Genomic DNA, 3,057 nt, shown 5'->3' with positions numbered 1-3,057 from the left:
CCGTCCTCCTGTGCGGGGAGGGCGGAGGTTCTTGTTCCCGTATTGTGGACTAGACCATTTGTCGGTGTCCATGCGTCTGCGGTATCGATTCTGCCAACCTCGGCCTCGCCGGCCACCTCGACCAGGCGCGCGAAGCGGGCGACCAGGCCCTGGCCCCGGCCGAGGCGTACGGCGACCCGACGCTGCTCGGTACGGTCCTGTCGACGCTGCGGGAGAACGCACGGCGGGCCGGCCGGCTGCGCGAGGCCGTCGAGATCGGCAACCGCGCGCTCGGACTGGCCGAACAGTCCGGCGACCCGACGGCCGCCGCGTTCGAGAGGGGCAACCTCGCCGAACTGCGGCTGCTCCTGGAAGAACCCGAACTGGCCCGCGCGCTCGCGGAACAGGCCGTGGCGGGTGCGGAGGCGTACGAGGCCTGGTGCCTTCCGTACGCCCTGGCCACGATGGCACGGGTACGGGCGTTCCTGGGCGACCCCGCGGAGTCCGCAGCCCTCCTGGACCGCGCCGGAGCGGCGGCCACCGCGCTCGGCGACCGCCAGGCCGAGTACGAGGTGCGCACCGCGCGCGCCGAATCCGCCCTGCGCGCACGTCGCCCCGACGACGCGCTGCGCGCCCTGGACGGCCACACCGGCGACGCCCCGGTCCTGGTGGCCTGGGCGGAACTCCTGTCGGGACGCCCCGAGAGCGCGACGCGCCTGGCCCGCGCCGAGGTGACCCGGTCCGAGCGCACCGGGGAGCGCCTCGCCGAGGTGGAGGCCCGGATAGCCCTCGGCACCGCCCTCTCCCGGCTCACCCAGGAGCGGGAGGGCACCAGGGAGCTGGCCCGCGCCGAATCCCTGGCCAGAACCCTGCCGTACCCGGCGGGGGCCCGCAGGACCGAGCGGGCGCGGGCGTTGCTGCGCGAGACGACGCTCGGGTGACGTGGGGTGACGAGGCCGGGCCGGGCCGCGCGTGAGGCGCCGGCCCGGCCCGCTGGTTGGGTACGGGGCCGCTACTTGTTCGGCTGACGCTTCCAGGGGCCCGTGATGGCGAGCATGATCCCGGGGGTCTGGATGTTGGCGAAGAGCGTCTTGCCGTCGGGCGAGAAGGTGACGCCGGTGAACTCGCTGTACACGGGCGCCTCCGCCGTGCCCTCGTTCAGGTCGTTGCGCGCGATGGGGTAGGTGGCCCCGCTGTCGGTCGCCCCGAAGAGATGCTGGACGCCCTCGCCGTCCTCGGCGATGACCAGGCCGCCGTACGGCGAGACGGTGATGTTGTCCGGGCCGTCGAAGGCGCCGTCCTTCGACGGGTCGGCGTTGACGCCGAGGAGCACCTTGAGGGTCAGGGTGCGGCGCTTGGTGTCGTAGAACCAGACCTGGCCGTCGTGCTGGACGGGGCTCTCCGCGCGGGCGAACGAGGAGACGATGTAGACGCCGCCGTCGCTCCACCACATGCCTTCGAGCTTGCGGGCGCGGGTGACCTCCGTGTCGGTGAACTGCTTGCGCACGGAGACGGTCTTCGCGTCGCGGTCCGGCACGTCGACCCAGTCGACGCCGAACACGGTGCCGATCTTGGTGGCGCGGGACAGGTCGTCCACGAAGGCGCCGCTCTTGTCGAAGCACATGAACGCCTGGAGGACACCGGCGTCGTCGGCGAGCGTGCGCAGCTTGCCGCGGCCGTGCTTGAAGCCCTGCGGCGGGACCCAGCGGTAGAGCAGCCCGTTCGGGGTGGCCGCGTCCTCGGTGAGGTAGGCGTGGCCGCGCTGCGGGTCGATGACGACGGCCTCGTGGGCGTACCGGCCGAACGCCTTGACCGGGCGCGGGTCGCGGTTGGCGCGCCGGTCGTAGGGGTCGACCTCGAAGACGTAGCCGTGGTCCTTGAGGAGGCCGTTCTTGCCCGCCTTGTCCTCGGTCTCCTCGCAGGTCAGCCAGGTGCCCCAGGGGGTGGCGCCGCCCGCGCAGTTGGTGGACGTACCGGCGATACCGACCCACTCGGCGGTGTGGCCGCCCTGGCGGGTCTCCACGACGGTGCAGCCGCCCGCCGCGATCGGGTCGTAGACCAGGCCCTCGGCGAGCGGGACGGGGCGCGCCCAGCCGTCGCGGGTACCGCTCAGCTCGTGGTTGTTGACCAGGAGAGTGACGCCGCGCGGGCCCTCGAAGGCGGCGGTGCCGTCGTGATTGGAAGGGGTGGTCTCGCCCGACTCCAGCTTGGTGACACCGCTGTGCGTGATGATCCGGTACGAGAAGCCCGCGGGCAAAGCCAGGATGCCCTTCGGGTCGGCGATCAGCGGGCCGTAGCCGGGAGCCTTGGAGTGGTCGTGGTCGTGGTCATGACCGTGTCCGTCGTGGCCGTGCTCGTCGTGTCCGCCGTGACCGGGTCCGTCGTGCTCCGCGGCGAGGGCACCGGGCGCGGTGGCGAGGGTACCGACCGCCCCGGTGAGAGCGATGCCGGCACCGGCGACGGCGGACTGCTTGGTGAATTCCCTGCGCGTGAACGACATGACGGGCTCCTGTGCGGTGTCCGGGACGTTGGCGCGCCCACAGTCCCGGCTCCGGGCCAACTCCACATGAACTGCGGGCGACTTGTGGGCACACCCTTGCCGTGCAACGGACGCCTCGGCACGCGGTGCACACCCGTCGCGCGCACCCGCCCACCCGGCCCCCGCCCGCACGCCCGTCGCCGCGCCGACCTCCGCCCGCCGTCCGCGGACGGCGGCCGACGACCCGTCAGGAACCGGCGCGGGAGCGGGCCTTGAAGGCCGCCTTGCGTGCTTCCTTCGCCGTCTTCTTGTCGCCGTGCAGCCGGCCCATGGCGTCCAGCACCTCGGCGGTCGCCGGGTGGTCGACCCGCCAGACCTGGTCGAAGAAGTCGCCGTCCCGGCCGACGAGGCCTTCGACCAGCCCTTGCAGTTCCGCCATCTCGCCGTCGGCGTCCAGCTGTGCGGCGAGCGTGTCGACGGCCAGCCAGAAGACCATGGACTCCGGCGGCGGCGGGACGTCCGTCGCTCCGTGCTCCGCGAGCCAGACCCGGGCGAGCCCGCCCAGCTCGGGGTCCCCGAGCACCGCGCGCAGGGCGGGC

2 protein-coding genes and 1 pseudogene are annotated in these 3,057 nt (G+C 73.2%); 1 reads left to right on the top strand and 2 read right to left on the bottom strand.

The window, feature by feature from the left end; genetic code table 11:
* Positions 1-389: 389 nt before the first annotated feature.
* Positions 390-920, top strand: coding sequence for a hypothetical protein (locus tag ACWD3D_RS35375; protein ID WP_451464775.1), 531 nt, complete (start codon positions 390-392; stop codon positions 918-920).
* Positions 921-991: 71 nt separating this feature from the next.
* On the opposite strand, the gene ACWD3D_RS35370 is transcribed toward ACWD3D_RS35375, so the two are convergent.
* Both ACWD3D_RS35370 and ACWD3D_RS35365 read right to left on the bottom strand, forming a co-directional pair.
* Positions 992-2,479 (bottom strand): alkaline phosphatase PhoX, encoded by a 1,488-nt coding sequence (locus tag ACWD3D_RS35370; RefSeq protein WP_451464774.1) that lies wholly within the window; start codon positions 2,477-2,479, stop codon positions 992-994.
* A 226-nt stretch (positions 2,480-2,705) separates the two neighbouring features.
* Positions 2,706-3,057, bottom strand: a pseudogene (locus ACWD3D_RS35365) (hypothetical protein); the annotation flags it as partial.

The organism is Streptomyces sp. NPDC002690 (assembly GCF_053592415.1).
This window is presented reverse-complemented; position numbering and strand designations above follow the sequence as displayed.

What these genes read in the sequence shown, in the direction of transcription:
- ACWD3D_RS35370 (WP_451464774.1), bottom strand. Translation starts at nt 2,479, where the DNA reads ATGTCGTTCACGCGCAGGGAATTCACCAAGCAGTCCGCCGTCGCCGGT.